The following is a 15022-nucleotide window of genomic DNA, read 5'->3' as shown; positions in this document are numbered from 1 at the left end:
GTCCCCGGCCTCCGTCAGGAGTTGTCACGCGCGTGGTACGACCGCCGGGTGTGCTCGGTGTGCTCGCGCATCAACTGGGCGGCGCGTTCCTCGTCGTGGCCGGTGATGGCGGCGACCAGCTGCTGGTGCTCCTCCCAGGACTGCTTGCCACGGGACCGGGCCACCGGCGTGTAGAACCAGCGCACCCGGCGCTCGACCTGCCGGCCCAGTTCGGCGAGGACCGCGTTGCCCGACAGATCCATGATCTTGGCGTGGAAAGCGGTGTTCAGGGCCACGGCGGTGGCGATGTCGTCAGGGTGGTTGGCGACGGTCGACAGTCCCCGGATGAGCAGTTCCTCCAGGGCGTCGATGCCGTCGTCGTCCGCGTGCACGGCGGCGAGCCGGGCCGCCTCGGCCTCCATGAGCGTCCGGACGGTCAGGAGCTGGTCGGCCTCCTCCTCCGTCGGCTCGTGCACGAACGCGCCCTGGGCGGGCCGCAGATCGACCCAGCCGTCGGTGTTCAGCCGCTGCAACGCCTCGCGCACCGGTTGCCGGGACACCCCGAGGTGCCCGGCGAGTTCGCTCTCGACGAGGTGCTGACCGGGCTGGAGCGCGCGGGTGGTGATGAGTTCGAGCAGCGCCTCGTAGACACGGTCGCGCAGTGGGCCGGGCCGTTCGAGTTTGGGCACTGCTCCCTGCGGCAGTCCGGTCGACAACATCGCGGGTCCCCCCTTCTCGGCACACCGTCCGCCGTGGACGGTGTGCGCGTATGCAGTGGACGCCCAGTATCGATTGTCTTTCGTCTACAGTCTACGGTGCGCAATCGACCGTAGACCGGGAACCGGGCGCGTGACTGGTGATCTCAAGGGCACCGTACGACCTGTCCGGCATAGGACAGATTGCCGCCGAAGCCGAACAGCAGGACGGGGTCACCGCTGGAGAGCGCGCCCCGCTCGACGAGCTTGGACAGGGCCAGTGGAATGCTGGCGGCGGAGGTGTTGCCCGATTCGGTGACATCGCGCGCGACCACCGCGTTGACAGCACCGATCTTCTCGGCCAGGGGTTCGACGATGCGCAGGTTCGCCTGGTGCAGGACGACTCCGGCGAGGTCCTCGGGGGCGGTCCCGGCTCGCTCGCAGGCCTTGCGGGCGAGGGCCGGCAGCCGGGTCGTGGCCCAGCGGTAGACGCTCTGCCCCTCCTGCGCGAAGCGCGGCGGCGTGCCCTCGATCCGCACCGCGTGGCCCATCTCCGGCACCGAACCCCACAGCACAGGCCCGATCCCGGGCTCCTCCCCCGCGCCGGACGCCTCGACGACGACGGCCCCCGCCCCGTCCCCGACGAGGACACAGGTGCTGCGGTCGGTCCAGTCGGCCACCGCGGACATCTTGTCGGCACCGATGACCAGGGCGCGGGTCGCGGCACCGGCGCGGACCGTGTGATCGGCGGTGGCCAGGGCATGGGTGAATCCGGCGCACACCACGTTGACGTCTATCGCGGCGGGCTCCGGAATGCCGAGCCGGGCCGCGACCCGGGCCGCGTTGTTCGGGGAGCGGTCGATCGCCGTGGAGGTGGCGACGAGGACCAGATCGATGTCGGCGGGGGTCAGGCCCGCCGCGGCGAGGGCCTTGGCGGCCGCCTGCGCGGCGAGTTCGTCGACCGGCTCGTCGGGGCCCGCGAGGTGCCGGGTGCGGATGCCCACCCGGCTGCGGATCCACTCGTCACTGGTGTCGACCATGCCCGCCAGGTCCTCGTTGGTGAGCACCCTGGCGGGCTGGTGGTGGCCGACGGCGATGATGCGCGAGCCGTTCAACTGGGGTCCCCTCGTTCGGCGTAAGCTGCGGGATCCACCAGTCTGGGCAGTGACTCACGGGTACGACGGCAGGTGAAGCCACAGGAATCGGGCGCCGGTGTTGTCGGCTTCCGTCAGACCCGCGGACGCCCGGGCAATCACCCGGTGAACAGCTGGGTCGCCTTCTGCACGAGTTCGTAGAGCCCGTACCCGAGCGGCGCGGCCACCCACAGCCAGGCGAACGCGATCAGTCCCCGTCGGCTAGGCGGACTGGTGTCGCTGGACATCGGCGGCCTCCCTCGCTGCGGGGACGTGGTGACGGGCGTGGACGGGGCGTACGAACTCGTTGGCGACGAACCCGATGACCAGCAGCCCGATCATGATCGCGAACGACAGCCCGTACAGGGCGGATCCGTGCTTGCCGGCCGCTTCCTGCCGGTCGGCGATCCAGTTCACGATCAGCGGTCCGAGCACGCCCGCGGTCGACCAGGCGGTGAGCAGCCGTCCGTGGATCGCACCGACCTGGTAGGTGCCGAACAGGTCCTTCAGATAGGCGGGGATCGTCGCGAAGCCGCCGCCGTAGAAGGAGAGGATCACCAGTGCGCACAGGACGAACACCGGCTTGGCCGAGTCGCCGGCCAGGGCGAGGAACAGGTACGTCAGCGCCCCGACGCCGAGGTAGACCCGGTAGATGTTCTTGCGTCCGATCAGGTCGGAGGCCGACGACCAGCCGATCCGGCCCGCCATGTTGGCCGCCGACAGCAGGGCGACGAATCCGGCGGCCGCGGAGGCCGACACGGGCGTGGAGCTGTCGGCGAAGAAGTCCGTGATCATCGGCGCGGCCTTCTCCAGGATGCCGATGCCGGCGGTGACGTTGGTGCAGAGCACGACCCACAGGCACCAGAACTGAGGGGTGCGCACCGCACTGCGGGCCGACACCTGAACGCCCTCCAGGGAGCTCACGCCGCGGTCCTCGTGCCGGTCGGCGCGCGGGACCCGGACGAGGAGGACACCCAGCGACATGAAGACGGCATACGAAAGACCGTGCACGAGGAACGCGAGCGCGATCCCGGAGTGGTCCGAGCCGAACGAGTCGAGCATCTGCGCCGACCACGGCGAGGCGATCAGCGCGCCGCCGCCGAAGCCCATGATGGCGATGCCGGTGGCCATGCCGGGCCGGTCCGGGAACCACTTGATCAGGGTGGAGACGGGTGAGATGTAGCCGATGCCGAGACCGATCCCGCCCACGAAGCCGTAGCCGAGGACGATGAGCCAGTACTGCTCCGTCTGCGCGCCGAGCGCGGAGAGCAGGAAGCCCGAGGAGAAGCAGACGAGGGCCACGGTCATCGCCCAGCGCGGGCCGTTGCGTTCGACGAGCGTGCCGCCGAACGCGGCCGACAGGCCGAGCATCACGATGGCCAGTTGGAAGGGCAGGGCGCTCTCGGTGCCGTCGAGATGGAGCGCGGCTTCGAGGGGCGGCTTGAAGACGCTCCAGGCATAAGCCTGGCCGATGGAGAGGTGGACGGAGAGAGCGGCGGGCGGAACGAGCCAGCGGCTCCAGCCCGGGGGTGCGACAGGGGGGCTGCTCATGAAGCCGAACGGTAGGGGGCGGCTGGGAAGTTGAGAACCGAACGGATCAGCCGTATGCGATGAACGGTATGCAGAATGCGGTGAACGGTCGGCACGCGATCCCTGTCGCCACTTGCCGTCGCCTACATTTCCATACTGTAGACAATGTTCGTCTACAGTATTCAATCCTGTTTCCATGGCGTGTGCTGCGGCAACTGCATCGAGGCGCGCGCTACCGCAGAGCGGGCTGCAACCTCACGCCGCACGTGCAGGACAATGAGACCGCGAGGGTCACCTCCCCGCACGACAACCCGGTGACCCACCGCAACCTCTGCATCAAGGGCCGTTTCGGCTACCAGCACGTACAGAACCGGGGCTGATCAGGACATGGGACGAGTCACGGAACGACGCAAGGTCATCCGCATCCGCGGCGGGGCGGTCTCCATCCGTCCGGACACGCTCGTCGCCGAGGAACCCCTGGAGATCAGGCTCAACGGCAAGCCGCTCGCGATCACCATGCGCACGCCGGGCGACGACTTCGCACTGGCCGCGGGGTTCCTGGTGAGCGAGGGTGTCCTGGCGAACGCATCCGATCTGCTGAACATCGTCTACTGTGCGGGGGCGACGGTCGACGGCTCCAACACCTACAACGTGGTGGACGTGAAGACCGCGCCCGGCCTCGCGCTCCCCGATTTCACGCTGGAGCGGAACGTCTACACCAGCTCCTCGTGCGGGCTGTGCGGCAAGGCCAGCCTGGACGCCGTCCGCACGACGGCCCGATGGCCCATCGCCGACACGCCCCCGATACGTGTCGCGCCCGAACTGCTCACCGCCCTCCCCGACCGGCTGCGGGCGGCCCAGCGGGTCTTCGACCGGACCGGGGGCCTGCACGCGGCGGCGCTGTTCGACGAGGACGGGGAGCTGCTGGACGTCCGTGAGGACGTCGGCCGGCACAACGCGGTCGACAAGCTGGTCGGCCGTGCGTTGCAGAACGGGGACCTGCCGCTGTCCCGCACCATCCTGCTGGTTTCCGGCCGAGCCTCGTTCGAGCTGGCGCAGAAGGCCGTGATGGCGGGCATTCCGGTGCTGGCGGCGGTCTCGGCGCCGTCCTCGCTGGCCGTGGACCTGGCCGCCGAGACCGGGCTGACCCTGGTGGGCTTCCTGCGCGGCAGTTCCATGAACGTGTACGCGGGCGAGGACCGCATCGCTCTGCGGGCCGCGTCCGCCCAGGGCTGACCGGCTCCCGCGACACGGAGGCGGGCACGCCCGCCGCCGGCCGGTCAGGATCCCAGCCGCACCTCCTCCGCGCGCACCACCGTCCCGAGCCGGGGAAAGTCCAGCGTGACCGAGGCCTCGTGCTCGGCGGCGGTGAAGGCGGCCATGGCGTTCTCGACGAAGACGAGGTCGTAGCCGAGGTCGGCGGCGGCGCGGGCAGTGGATTCGACACCGAGGTTGGTGGCGATGCCACCGACCACGAGCGTGGTGACTCCGCGCTCCCGCAACAGGGCATCGAGGTCCGTGCCCTGGAAGGCGCCGATCGTACGCTTCACGATCTCCAGGTCGCCGTCCCGTGGAAGGCCTGCCACCAGTCCGCTGCCGGGCGGCTGCTCGGCGACGCCGGGCCGCTCGACGCGGACGAGCGCGACGGGCGCGCCGGCCGACCGGAACACGGACGCCAACTGCTCGGCGACGACGAGGACTTCGGTCCCCTTGCGGGGCTCCAGGGGCAGCGCGACGATGCGGTCCATCAGGTCGACGAGGACGAGGGCGGTGCGCGCCGGATCAAGAGCGAGAGGTGCGGTCATGACGGAACGTTAGCCGTCATACGCCGTCCGTACCGGAAATCCGGATCAGCAGGGCCATGAACTGGTCGCGTTCGGCCGCCGACAGCGGGGCGAGCAGCGCGTCGTTCGCCTCTCGGGCCGACTTCTCGCAGCGGGTGAGCAGCCGGACACCCTCGTCGGTGAGGGAGACCGCGTTCTTGCGGCGGTCGCGGGGGTCGGGCGCGCGGGCGACGAGGCTCGCGGCCTGTAGGTCGTTGAGGACGCCCACCAGGTCCTTGGGGTCGAGTCCGATGCTGCGGCCGAGGTCGGCCTGGGCGACGGGGGCGAGGTCGCGGACGGCGGAGAGTACGACGTGGTGCCACATCTTCATGTCGTCCGCCGCCAGCGCCTCGGCGACCAGGGCCCGGCCGCGGGCGGCCGCCCGGCCAAGGATCCAGCTGGGGAGGGAACGGATCGCGGAGAGGGGGGCTTCGGCCATGAGGACAGCCTACCGGCAAACCGTTGGACTTCCCAACGAACATCGCCTAACGTTGGGACTCCCAACGATCTGTGGGTGCGTTCCAACAGCGCCCCCTTGCTCCGTCCGCCACTTCAGGAGGTTCGATGCGTCGCGTCCGGTACGAGTCCCCCGGCGGCCCACTGTTTCTGGAGGACACCCCGGCGCCCGAGCCCGGCCCGGGCGAGCTGCTCGTGCGCACCGAGGCCGTCGGCCTCACCCTCCCGGTCGTACGCAAGGTCACCGAGGCCGCCGAACCGGTCCCGCTGGGCGGCGAGATCGCCGGGGAGGTCGTGGCCCTCGGCGACGGGGTCACCCGGTTCGAGGCCGGGCAGCGCGTGACGGGACTGTGTTTCGGGCACGGGTACGCCGACTTCGCGATCCTGCACGAGGCGATGGCCTCCCCCGTACCCGAGGCCGCCTCCGCCGTCGAGGCGGTGGCGCTGGTCCGCAGTGGACTGGTCGCACTCGGCGCCCTGGAAGCGGCGCGGCCGGAGCGCGGCGAGGCGGTTCTGGTCACGGCGGCGGCGAGCGGCGTCGGCCACCTCGCCGTCCAGCTGGCGCGCCTGCGCGGCGCCGCCCGGGTGGTGGGCGCCGTGTCCGATCCGGCCAAGGCGGACTTCGTCCGCTCCCTCGGTGCCGACGACGTCATCTTGTACACGGACGACAACTGGGGAGATCCCGTCGACTGCATACTGGATGCGGTCGGCGGCGACCTGCTCACGACCGCGATCGCCGCACTCGCCCCGGACGGCCGGCTGGTGGCGTACAGCTCGGGCGGCGGGACGATCCAGGCGTACGACCTCCTGGTGGGCGCCAAGTCGGTGATCGGGTTCCAGATGGCCCGGATCGCCCGAGGCCGGCCGGAGCTGTACGAGCGGTGGCGGCTCGAGCTGTGGCGGCTGTTCACCGAGGGCGCGCTGCGGCCCGCCGTGCACGGGGAATTCGCGCTGGAGGACGCGGCCCGCGCCCACGAGGTGATCGAGTCGCGGAGGAACCTCGGCAAGGTGGTGCTGCGCCCCTGACCCGTCCCGCCGATCCTGGGAAGTGGCCGCACGCTTCTTGTGAGGCGCCCGAGGCGCCGACTACCTTCATGGGAGCGCACGTGGAACGTGGGATGTCCCGATGTCCAGAGATCCGGTTGTCCGGATCCGGATGGATGAAGGGCAGGTCGCACCATGCCGTCAGGTTTTCGCGCACGCCAGAGACGCATCCTGGCCGCCGTTCTCACGGCGGCCGCGGTGCTCCTTCCGTTCCTGCTGCCGCATCCGGCGCAGGCCGGGCCGGCCGCCTCCCCAGCCGGTTCGGCCGACTTCGAACAGCAGGTCCTCTTCAAGGCCTCGCAGGACCCCGGTTACGCCTGCTTCCGCATCCCCGCGATCGTGCGAACGACGAAGGGCACGCTGCTGGCGTTCGCCGAGGGGCGGGTCCTCAACTGCGGGGACGCGGCTGACATCGACATCGTGGTGAAGCGCTCCGCCGACGGCGGCCGTACCTGGAGCCCGTTACGGGTCGTCACCGAGGGGGCCGGTGACACGCACGGCAACCCGGCACCGATCGTGGACCGTGCGACGGGCCGCATCCTGCTGGCGGAGACCTACAACACCGGCCGTACGGACAGCGGGAGTTGCCAGGTCCCCTGCGACCGCACACCGCACCTCCAGTACAGCGACGACGACGGCCTGACCTGGTCCGAGCCGCGCGACCTGAGCCCGGAGATCCTGCCTCCCGACTGGAACTCCTGGTACGCGACCGGACCGGTGCACGGCATCCAGCTCACCCGGGGCCGGCACGCCGGGCGACTGGTGTTCGGCGTCAACACCGAGACCTGGAACGGCAGGGTCACCGCCAACCACGCGGCGCTGATCGTCAGCGACGACGACGGTGAACACTGGAGGGCCGGAGCCACCGACACCTGGCCGATCGCCGCCGACGGCACCTTCCGGCAGAAGCCGTCCGAACTGACCCTCACCGAGCGCGCCGACGGCTCCGTCCTCGTCAGCGGCCGTGAACAGGACGGCACCGACCTCGGCCACCGCACCCAGACGGTCAGCCGCGACGGCGGCGACAGCTTCACCGCCCCGTTCCGTGACCTCCCGGACCTCTACGCCCCCCAGGTGCAGGGCTCGACGCTGCGCCTCGGCGACCGCATCCTGCTGGCCTGCCCCGGCGACCCGGATCGCCGCCGGACGATGATGATCCGCTCCTCCTACGACGGCGGACGCACCTGGGACAGCGTGGACCGCGGCACGGTCGTCACCACGGACTGGTCCGGCTACTCCGACCTGGTGCGTGTCGACCACGACACGGTGGGCCTGATGTACGAGGGCGGTGCGGTCGACGCCCGCGACGAGATCCGGTTCGCCCGCTTCACCGAGGACTGGCTCACCCCGCGCCGCGGCCCCGACCCGACCACCGCCGACCTCGCCCCGCACGCCCCGCGCGCGGCCGTTCTGGGTGGCGCGGAGGAGACGGACGGCGTGTCGGGCGGTGCGCTGGAGTTCGACGGCGTCGACGACGCCGTACGACTGCCGTACCGGGCCCGGCTGCCACTGGGCACCAAGGACTTCACCGCGTCGCTGTGGTTCCGCTACACCGCCACGACCGGCGAGCAGCCGCTGCTGTGGATGGGCGGCATCGGGACCACCCAGCCCCAGGTCTGGCTGCGCGGCGAGCCGGACAGCGACCGCGTGCGCGGGCTGATCACCGTACGGGACGGCGCGACCGCGGTGCGCACGGCGACCGTGAGCACCACTGGCGCGCACAACGACGGCCGGTGGCACCATCTGGCGCTGCGCCGCGGCGGCGGCCGGTTGACGATCTTCGTAGACGGTATGCAATCATCCGTCGCCGATGTACCGGGTTCGGTCAGCCGCAACTCCCCGTTCGGCGTGCACGTCGGCCAGCGCATGGACAGCCGGGCCTTCTTCACCGGCGCCATCGACGACGTCCATGTCTGGGACCGTGCGCTCAGCGACGACGAACTGGCCGGTTCCCCGGAGCAGGAGCCCACCGAGGACACCGTGCTGTGGCTGCCCCTGAACCACATCGGCAAAGGCCACGGAACGAGCTGAACAATCGCGGAGGCCGACGGTCCCGGCAAGTGTCAGCGGGAACCGGGCCCGGTGCCGGCGGCGGTCCGTGACGCCGCGGCCGGCGCCGTCGGCGTCGCGGGCGTCTCCGGATCGTGCGCCCGGCGCCGGGCGATGACCGCGCACACCATGAGCTGCATCTGATGGAAGAGCATCAGGGGCAGGACCGCCAGCGAGGCGTGCGCGCCGAACAGCACGCTCGCCATCGGCAGCCCGGAGGCGAGGGACTTCTTCGACCCGGCGAACTGGATGGCGATCCGGTCCTCACGGCCGAAGCGCAGCGCGCGGGCGCCGTACCAGGTAAGGGCGAGCATCACGGCGAGCAGTACGGCCTCGACGGCCAGCAGCCCGGCCAGCCGGAGCGCGCTCACCTGGTGCCATATCCCCCGCACCATGCCCTCGCTGAACGCGGTGTAGACGACCAGCAGAATGGAGCCGCGGTCGACCAGCCCGAGGACCTTCTTGTGCCGGCCGATGAAGCCCCCCACCCAGGGCTTCAGCACCTGCCCGGCGAGGAACGGCACGAGCAGCTGCAACACGATCTTCACCAGCGAGTCGGCGGAGAACCCGCCGCCCGCACTGCCGAGCAGACCGGCTGCCAGCAGCGGGGTGAGCACGATCCCGACCAGCGAGGAGAAGGAACCCGCGCAGATCGCCGCGGGCACGTTTCCACGGGCGATCGAGGTGAACGCGATCGACGACTGGATCGTCGACGGAACGAGCGTGAGGAACAGCAGGCCCTGGTAGAGCGGCTGGGTCAACAGCACCGGCACCAGCCCCCGCGCTGCCAGGCCGAGCAGCGGGAAGACGACGAAGGTGCAGGCCAGGACGGTGACGTGGAGCCGCCAGTGCTTCAGTCCGTCCACTGCCTCACGCGTGGACAGCCGGGCGCCGTAGAGGAAGAAGAGGAAGGCGATCGCGGCCGTGGAAGCGCCGGAGGCGACATCCGCGGCCGTGCCCCGCGCCGGCAGCAGCGCGGCGAGACCCACCGTGCCGAGCAGCAGCAGAATGTACGGGTCGATCGGCATCCGACTAGGCCGAGGCAGGCGTTTCACAGTGCTCCATCTACGTTCGTGCGCCGCGCTTGAGAGGTGCCCCGGAGCCGGAGAACCCTCCTCCATGGTCCTCCTCGGCGGATCGATCGGGAATCCCGCACACCACTCTGACTGTCATCACGTTCCGCGATATACCCTCGGCTCGTGTACGACCCCGCGCAGCTGCGCACCTTCCTCGCGGTGGCCCAGACGCTCAGCTTCACGCGGGCCGCCCGGCGGCTCGGGCTGCGCCAGTCCACCGTCAGCCAGCACGTGCGCCGGCTCGAGGACGCCGTCGGGCGCCAGCTGTTCCTGCGGGACACGCATTCCGTGGAACTGACCGAGGGCGGCGAGGCCATGCTCGGCTTCGCCCGCCGGATCCTCGCGGCGCACGAGCAGGCGGCGGCGTTCTTCACCGGCACCCGGGTGCGCGGCCGGCTGCGGTTCGGCGCGTCGGAGGACTTCGTCCTCACCCGGCTGCCGGAGATCCTCGAGGGCTTCCGGTACGACCACCCCGAGGTCGATCTCGAGCTGACGGTGGAGCTGTCGGGCACCCTGCACGAACAGCTGGCCAACGGACAACTGGACCTCGTGCTGGCCAAGCGCCGCCCTCAGGATCCGCGCGGCGCGCTGGTCTGGCACGACGACCTGGTCTGGGTCGGCGCCGAACGGCTCCGCCTGGATCCCGACCGGCCGGTGCCGCTGATCGTGTATCCGCCGCCCGGGATCACCCGGGCGCTGGCGCTGGAGGCCTTGGAACGGCAGGGCCGGCCGTGGCGGATCGTGTGCACCAGCGGCAGCCTCAACGGGCTCATCGCGGCGGCGCGGGCCGGCCTCGGTGTGATGGCGCATTCCCGGGGCCTGGTCCCGCCCGGCCTGTTCCGGGTGCCGGAGCGGGCGGGACTCCCGGAGCTCGGAAGGGTGGACTTCGTCCTGGTGCACGGGCGTGTCCGCGCCTCGGCGCGGGATGCGGCGGACGCGCTCGCGGCGGCGATCCTGGCGGGTGGGGAGCGGCTGCACCGGCGGGGCGGCTGACCATTGCAGACACCATCTGCATACAAAACACAATCTCTGTATACAGAACACCGTGGGATCACCCGTCGCATCCCGCCTGTCAGCCCGGTACCGCGAGTGGCGCAAAATATTCGGTCCGGATGGGGCGTCCGGGTGCTGCGGACGCCGTAATCGCGGCGTACAGATTCGGTGGAGATTACGGCGCCGAAACTTACTGAACCGTAAGGATTCTGTCCGACCCTTCCCCATGTGCGGGCATTTTCCGGTCACCGGCCTGCGCGAACGTGAGCTTTGCTCGATTTCTTCCCCCCTCCCGCCGGGTGTGCGGGTGGGGTAGCTTTCACGGCGCTGGGGCGAGCGTCACGAGAAGCGGGGAGCGGGTTTGCGCGAGTACACCAACCCTCCGTCGGCGTCGGCGCCACCGGTAGGGGGTCTGGCCGACGTCGTCTTCGAGCATGCCCTCGCGGACCCACTGCACGTCGCGCTCGGCCGCAAGGACGAACTCGGCCGGTGGCACGACGTGACCGCCGCCGAGTTCCGTGACGAGGTCCTCGCCCTGGCCAAGGGTCTCCTGGCCCGTGGCGTCCGCTTCGGCGACCGGGTCGCGATCGTCTCCCGGACCCGCTACGAGTGGACCCTCTTCGACTTCGCACTGTGGACGATCGGCGCCCAGGTGGTGCCCGTCTACCCCACCTCCTCGGCCGAGCAGTGTTTCTGGATGCTGTACGACGCCGAGGTGTCCGCGGCGGTGGTGGAGCACGAGGACCACGCGATGACCATCGCCACCGTCATCGACCGGCTGCCGCACCTGCGCCAGCTGTGGCAGCTGGACGCGGGCGCGCTTCAGGAGCTGTACGACGCGGGAGCCCATCTCGACGACGAGACGGTGCACCGGCACCGGCAGGCGGTCACCCCTGATTCGATCGCCACCATCATCTACACCTCCGGCACCACCGGCCGGCCCAAGGGCTGCGTCATCTCGCACGGCAACTTCATGTTCGAGTCGGACACCGTCATCGGCCGCTGGGAGCCGGTGTTCCACTCCAAGAAGGGCGACGAGGCGGCGACACTGCTGTTCCTGCCGCTCGCGCACGTCTTCGGGCGGATGGTCGAGGTGGCCGCGATCCGCGGCAAGGTCCGGTTCGGCCACCAGCCCCAGCTCAACGCCGCCGCGCTGCTGCCCGACCTCCAGGCGTTCAAGCCGACGTTCATCCTCGCGGTGCCGTACATCTTCGAGAAGGTCTTCAATTCCGCCCGCCGCAAGGCGGAGAAGGAGGGCAAGGCCGGCCCGTTCGAGAAGGCCGTCGAGATCGCGGTGAAGTACGCGGACGCGGTCGAGGCGAAGGCCTGGGGCATCGGACCCGGCCCCTCGGCGGGTCTGCGCATGCAGCACCAGCTGTTCGACAAGCTCGTGTATACAAAGGTGCGCGCGGCGATGGGCGGTCGCATACGGAATGCGATGTCCGGCGGTTCGGCGATGGACCGCAGGCTCGGGCTGTTCTTCGCGGGCGCGGGTGTGCAGATCTACGAGGGGTACGGCCTGACGGAGTCGACCGCCGCCGCCACCGCCAACCCGCCCGAGCGCACCCGCTACGGCACGGTCGGTCAGGCCATCCCCGGCGTCACGGTGCACATCGCCGATGACGGCGAGGTCTGGCTGAACGGCGCCAACATCTTCCAGGGCTACCTCAACAACCAGAAGGCCACCGACGCGACCCTGCACGACGGCTGGCTCGCCACCGGCGACCTGGGCAGCCTCGACGAGGACGGCTATCTCACCATCACCGGCCGCAAGAAGGAGATCCTGGTGACCTCCGGCGGCAAGAGTGTGTCGCCCGGTGTGCTGGAGGAGCGCGTCCGCGACCATCCGCTGGTCAACCAGTGCATCGTGGTGGGCAACGACCGGCCGTATGTCGCGGCCCTCGTCACCCTCGACCAGGAGGCCGTCGAGCACTGGTTGCAGATGCGGGTCAAACCGATGATGTCGCCCGCCGAACTGGTACGGGACGCCGACCTGGAGACGGAGGTGCGGCGAGCGGTGGTCGCCGCCAACACCCTCGTCTCGCAGGCCGAGTCGATCCGTACGTTCCGAATTCTCGCCCAGCCCTTCACCGAGGAGCACGGGCTGTTGACGCCTTCGCTGAAGCTCAAACGGAAGGCGATCGAGAACGCCTACGCCAATGAGGTGGACGCGCTCTACCGGGCCTGACGACCTGACGGGCCGTCAATTGATGGTCAGGCGGAATATCTTGTCGGACCCGTCAGCCGCCCCTCCGTTGTTGTCGCAGTTGGTCGTCGACAGCCACAACTGGTCGGCCCCCGGCACTTTGGTGACGGTACGCAGTCGACCGTAGGTGCCGACGTAGTACGCGGTCGGCGTGCCGACGCTCTCGTTGTCGCCGTTGATCGGGATGCGCCACAGCCGTTCGCCGCGCAGGGACGCCATGTAGACGACGTTGCGGACGATGGCGATGCCGCTCGGGGAGGCCTCCGAGACGTTCCAGGTGGCCTTGGGGTTGGTCATTCCGGCGACACTGCAACTGCCTTCGCAGGTCGGCCAGCCGTAGTTGGCGCCGGGCTTGATCAGGTTGAGTTCGTCCTTGGAACTGTTGCCGAACTCCGCCTCCCACAGACGTCCGTTGCGGTCGAAGGCGAGCCCCTGCGGATTGCGGTGACCGTAGGAGTAGACGTAGTTGCCGAACGGGTTGCCGGGGGCCGGCTTGCCGTCGGTCGTCATGCGCAGGATCTTGCCGTTCAGGGAGTTCTTGTCCTGCGCGAGGTCGGGTGTCTGGGCCTCGCCGGTGGAGACGTACAGGTAGCCGTCGGGGCCGAAGGCGAGGCGGCCGCCGTTGTGGTAGCGGTTCTTCTTGATGCCCTGCAACAGGACCGTGTAGCCGCTGAGTTTGGTGCCGTCGTAGGTCATGCGGACGACCCGGTTGCCCTCGGCGGCCGTGTGCATGAAGTAGACGTAGTGGTTGCTGTCCCAGGCGGGGTCGACGGCGACGCCGAGCAGGCCGCCCTCACCGTTGGTGGTGACGGCGTTCGGGACGGTTCCGACCTGGGTCCTCGCCCCGTCCTTGGTCACCTTCCAGACCCGGAAGTCGTCCCGCTCGGTGACCAGCGCGGTCTTTCCGTCGGGCATCCAGTAGGTGCCCCAGGGGATCGTCCAGCCAGTGGAGAGGGTGCTGATGGAGGACGGGACGCCGCCGTCCGTCGCGCACGCCTTGGTGGTGAGGTTCACCGTGTTGCTCTGTGGCGACACGTTGCCGGCCGCGTCGCGGGCGACGACGTTCAGGGTGTACGGGCTGTCGCAGGCCAGGCCGGTGAGTGTGGTCGTCGTACCGCTCGTGACGGTCTTGTAGACGGTGGTGCCGCTGCGCACGTCGTACGCGACGACCGCGCGGTCGTCCGTGGCGGCGCCCCAGCTCAGGTCGGCGCTGTTCGCGGTGACAGCGGAGACGGAGAACGTGCCGGGGGCGGTGGGCGGGGTGGTGTCGGAACTGGGCTTGGTCGTGCAGTCGACGACGGGGCTGGCGGAGGAGGTGTTGCCGGCCGCGTCGCGGGCGATGACGGTCAGGTCGTAGGTGGTGTTCGGTGTGAGGCCGGTCAGGGCCTTGGAAGTGGAACTCCCGGGCGCCTCACCGATCTTGTTGCCGTGTTCGTAAAGGTCGTATGCCGTCACACCCACGTCGTCCGTCGAGGCGCCCCAGGCCAGGGTGAGGCCGTCCTCACCGATGTCCGGGCAACTGGGCCGGCCGGGACGGGTCGGGGCCTGGGTGTCGGCCGCCGCGCCGATGCCGACGCGGTCGAGGTTGGGGCCGCCGTCGGCCGTGGTGGCGGTGGCGCGGATCTTGTTGGAGCCGGCGTTCAGCGGGACGTTCACGGTCTTGGTCGCCCAGGTGTTCCAGTCGGCGGTGGCCGGGAAGGAGACGGCGGAGGCGACGACCGTGCCGTTGACGGAGATGTCCATCGGGCGGTCCGTGGACGTCCCGTTGGCGAACCGGAGCGTCGCCGACGCGTTGCCCGCAGTGGCGGCATCCACCGTGAACTCCACGTAGGAGCCCTTGACGTTGGTGTAGTCGACGAAGCCGGTGCCCGTGTAACCGGTGTGGTTGGTGGCCACGGTGCCCTGGGAGATGACCGCGTCCTCGGCCTGGTAGTCGGTGGCCGCGTGGGCGGGACCGGAGGTCAGGCCGACGAGCGGCACGGCGAGGGCCAGGCAGAGGCCCCACGGCAGTGCTCTGGTGAGATGCATGGTTGTCCTC

The 15022-nt window shown here is 70.1% G+C and carries 13 protein-coding genes and 1 pseudogene; 6 read left to right on the top strand and 8 right to left on the bottom strand.

What is annotated here, in order from left to right:
* Positions 1-14: 14 nt before the first annotated feature.
* From ABZ915_RS18100 to ABZ915_RS18085, 4 genes are all read right to left on the bottom strand, one after another.
* Complete coding sequence (locus ABZ915_RS18100) at positions 15-698, bottom strand: GntR family transcriptional regulator (protein ID WP_361803336.1); 684 nt, start codon at positions 696-698, stop codon at positions 15-17.
* A 143-nt stretch (positions 699-841) separates the two neighbouring features.
* Entirely contained in the window at positions 842-1789 is a 948-nt protein-coding gene (locus ABZ915_RS18095; RefSeq protein WP_361803333.1) for a beta-ketoacyl-ACP synthase III, read from the bottom strand.
* A 137-nt stretch (positions 1790-1926) separates the two neighbouring features.
* Positions 1927-2055 (bottom strand): hypothetical protein, encoded by a 129-nt coding sequence (locus ABZ915_RS18090; RefSeq protein WP_361448894.1) that lies wholly within the window; start codon positions 2053-2055, stop codon positions 1927-1929.
* Positions 2030-3358 (bottom strand): OFA family MFS transporter, encoded by a 1329-nt coding sequence (locus ABZ915_RS18085; protein ID WP_361803330.1) that lies wholly within the window; start codon positions 3356-3358, stop codon positions 2030-2032. The genes ABZ915_RS18090 and ABZ915_RS18085 overlap by 26 nt, the downstream gene beginning before the upstream one ends.
* Before the next feature lie 224 nt (positions 3359-3582).
* On the opposite strand from ABZ915_RS18085, the pseudogene ABZ915_RS18080 reads away from it, so the two are divergent.
* Both ABZ915_RS18080 and fdhD read left to right on the top strand, forming a co-directional pair.
* Positions 3583-3717 (top strand): annotated as a pseudogene (locus tag ABZ915_RS18080) (Fe-S-binding domain-containing protein); the annotation flags it as partial.
* Positions 3718-3724: 7 nt separating this feature from the next.
* Complete coding sequence (gene fdhD / locus ABZ915_RS18075) at positions 3725-4573, top strand: formate dehydrogenase accessory sulfurtransferase FdhD (protein WP_361803327.1); 849 nt, start codon at positions 3725-3727, stop codon at positions 4571-4573.
* A gap of 44 nt (positions 4574-4617) precedes the next feature.
* On the opposite strand, the gene ABZ915_RS18070 is transcribed toward fdhD, so the two are convergent.
* Both ABZ915_RS18070 and ABZ915_RS18065 read right to left on the bottom strand, forming a co-directional pair.
* Positions 4618-5142 carry an isochorismatase family protein gene (locus ABZ915_RS18070; protein ID WP_361803324.1) on the bottom strand — a complete coding sequence of 175 codons (525 nt, stop codon included), beginning with the start codon at positions 5140-5142 and terminating at the stop codon, positions 4618-4620.
* 16 nt (positions 5143-5158) lie between these two features.
* Positions 5159-5599, bottom strand: coding sequence for a MarR family transcriptional regulator (locus tag ABZ915_RS18065; protein WP_361803321.1), 441 nt, complete (start codon positions 5597-5599; stop codon positions 5159-5161).
* A 125-nt stretch (positions 5600-5724) separates the two neighbouring features.
* Here ABZ915_RS18065 and ABZ915_RS18060 point away from each other — a divergent pair, with 125 nt between their 5' ends.
* The gene (locus tag ABZ915_RS18060; RefSeq protein ID WP_361803319.1) at positions 5725-6642 is read left to right on the top strand and encodes a zinc-binding dehydrogenase; all 918 of its coding nucleotides are present in this window, start codon (positions 5725-5727) and stop codon (positions 6640-6642) included.
* A gap of 153 nt (positions 6643-6795) precedes the next feature.
* Positions 6796-8691, top strand: coding sequence for an exo-alpha-sialidase (locus ABZ915_RS18055; protein WP_361803316.1), 1896 nt, complete (start codon positions 6796-6798; stop codon positions 8689-8691).
* 32 nt (positions 8692-8723) lie between these two features.
* On the opposite strand, the gene ABZ915_RS18050 is transcribed toward ABZ915_RS18055, so the two are convergent.
* Positions 8724-9737 carry a bile acid:sodium symporter family protein gene (locus tag ABZ915_RS18050; protein ID WP_361803313.1) on the bottom strand — a complete coding sequence of 338 codons (1014 nt, stop codon included), beginning with the start codon at positions 9735-9737 and terminating at the stop codon, positions 8724-8726.
* A 171-nt stretch (positions 9738-9908) separates the two neighbouring features.
* Here ABZ915_RS18050 and ABZ915_RS18045 point away from each other — a divergent pair, with 171 nt between their 5' ends.
* Together ABZ915_RS18045 and ABZ915_RS18040 are read left to right on the top strand one after the other, a co-directional pair.
* Positions 9909-10778 carry a LysR substrate-binding domain-containing protein gene (locus ABZ915_RS18045; protein ID WP_361803311.1) on the top strand — a complete coding sequence of 290 codons (870 nt, stop codon included), beginning with the start codon at positions 9909-9911 and terminating at the stop codon, positions 10776-10778.
* Positions 10779-11139: 361 nt separating this feature from the next.
* The gene (locus ABZ915_RS18040) at positions 11140-12966 is read left to right on the top strand and encodes an AMP-binding protein (protein ID WP_361803308.1); all 1827 of its coding nucleotides are present in this window, start codon (positions 11140-11142) and stop codon (positions 12964-12966) included.
* A 15-nt stretch (positions 12967-12981) separates the two neighbouring features.
* Here ABZ915_RS18040 and ABZ915_RS18035 read toward each other — a convergent pair whose 3' ends face one another.
* Positions 12982-15012: a PQQ-dependent sugar dehydrogenase gene (locus ABZ915_RS18035; RefSeq protein ID WP_361803305.1), complete on the bottom strand. Its 2031-nt coding sequence runs from the start codon at positions 15010-15012 to the stop codon at positions 12982-12984.
* Positions 15013-15022 lie beyond the last annotated feature (10 nt).

Source organism: Streptomyces sp. NPDC046915 (assembly GCF_040644935.1).
Taxonomy (GTDB): domain Bacteria; phylum Actinomycetota; class Actinomycetes; order Streptomycetales; family Streptomycetaceae; genus Streptomyces.
This window is presented reverse-complemented; position numbering and strand designations above follow the sequence as displayed.

Coding starts and splice junctions, on each gene's coding strand:
- ABZ915_RS18065 (WP_361803321.1), bottom strand. CDS start 5,599: ATGGCCGAAGCCCCCCTCTCCGCGATCCGTTCCCTCCCCAGCTGGATC.
- ABZ915_RS18085 (WP_361803330.1), bottom strand. CDS start 3,358: ATGAGCAGCCCCCCTGTCGCACCCCCGGGCTGGAGCCGCTGGCTCGTT.
- ABZ915_RS18070 (WP_361803324.1), bottom strand. CDS start 5,142: ATGACCGCACCTCTCGCTCTTGATCCGGCGCGCACCGCCCTCGTCCTC.
- fdhD (WP_361803327.1), top strand. CDS start 3,725: ATGGGACGAGTCACGGAACGACGCAAGGTCATCCGCATCCGCGGCGGG.
- ABZ915_RS18035 (WP_361803305.1), bottom strand. CDS start 15,012: ATGCATCTCACCAGAGCACTGCCGTGGGGCCTCTGCCTGGCCCTCGCC.
- ABZ915_RS18055 (WP_361803316.1), top strand. CDS start 6,796: ATGCCGTCAGGTTTTCGCGCACGCCAGAGACGCATCCTGGCCGCCGTT.
- ABZ915_RS18050 (WP_361803313.1), bottom strand. CDS start 9,737: ATGCCGATCGACCCGTACATTCTGCTGCTGCTCGGCACGGTGGGTCTC.
- ABZ915_RS18060 (WP_361803319.1), top strand. CDS start 5,725: ATGCGTCGCGTCCGGTACGAGTCCCCCGGCGGCCCACTGTTTCTGGAG.
- ABZ915_RS18090 (WP_361448894.1), bottom strand. CDS start 2,055: ATGTCCAGCGACACCAGTCCGCCTAGCCGACGGGGACTGATCGCGTTC.
- ABZ915_RS18100 (WP_361803336.1), bottom strand. CDS start 698: ATGTTGTCGACCGGACTGCCGCAGGGAGCAGTGCCCAAACTCGAACGG.